The sequence below is a fragment of the Paraburkholderia sp. LEh10 genome, from assembly GCF_017814945.1.
Classification (GTDB): Bacteria; Pseudomonadota; Gammaproteobacteria; order Burkholderiales; family Burkholderiaceae; genus Paraburkholderia.
Map to the genome: position 1 here is coordinate 1 of NZ_JAGIPX010000220.1, position 937 is coordinate 937.

At 57.0% G+C, this 937-nt stretch carries 1 protein-coding gene and 1 pseudogene; both read right to left on the reverse strand.

The window, feature by feature from the left end; genetic code table 11:
* Positions 1–198: 198 nt before the first annotated feature.
* Positions 199–417, reverse strand: a complete 219-nt coding sequence (gene nifT / locus J8I87_RS44040; RefSeq protein ID WP_012406800.1) for a putative nitrogen fixation protein NifT — start codon at positions 415–417, stop codon at positions 199–201.
* Positions 418–804: 387 nt separating this feature from the next.
* Positions 805–937 (reverse strand): annotated as a pseudogene (locus tag J8I87_RS45580) (nitrogen fixation protein NifZ); the annotation flags it as partial.

Consider the following 937-nt stretch of genomic DNA (forward strand, 5'->3'; position numbering starts at 1 on the left):
GTTGAACCGCCAGGATCCGCATTTCTTCAAGGGTATTGTGAGCCAACGCTCTGCCGTCTCTTTTCATATGAGGCTTCAACAGGGGCAAGGGCGTCCAGTTCACAATCTTGTCCGCTAAATTACTGACCTATGAGTAATACCGCAGATCGGCAATATCAAAGTCGTTGTGACGTTTACCAATCAGAGGCGAGCGCCATATCATTCCGTCTTACCCGTCACGCGCCGGGCTTCTACAGTGACGGGAAGCGCGGTATCAGGTGCCATTTCGGGCAGCTCCAGCTGCCAGCCGTTGGCCAGCGTAATGAGCCCGCCCCACATATGTGCGCGTGCAACGGAAACGATCGGCTCCTCAAGATCTTTTTTCGGGACATAAGCGGTCAATGCTCCTCGTCTATCCTTGCGAATCGTCACTTTCACGTCTGAAGCTCCTCAGTCTGTGTGGGAAACTTATGCCGCAGGCCCCATCGTCCTTGAGTAACAAGGAGAGCGGACGTCGCAGCTCTCGGGCGCGAGTGCCGTGCCGCGCGGCAACTCATCGACAGTCATGGCCCTAGCTATCCTTCATCGGATAACAGCCATTGGTGCAAGCGCGATTTCTTCGTCAGTGCAGCCGGCAATCCCCGTCGAACGTGACGATTTCGCCGAGCGATCGGGCCGTCACAGGACACCCATCTTCGCCCCGGTCGGGATATCCGCCATCGTTGCGGGGTCGTCCAGAGCAGCGACGTACATTCCCCACCGATACGCCGGCAACGAATGTAACGTTCACCAAATACATCTCCGCTGTTTCGCGACGCACCAATGTTACCGTCGCGCCATAGCTACCTCATCTCTCGTAGGGACACCCATTGGACGAATAGCCGTGGCCCGCTCGCCCAGACACGCGAGCACGTCATCGGGAAGATAATCGAGCGTGCACAGTTCCTTCGCGCGCATG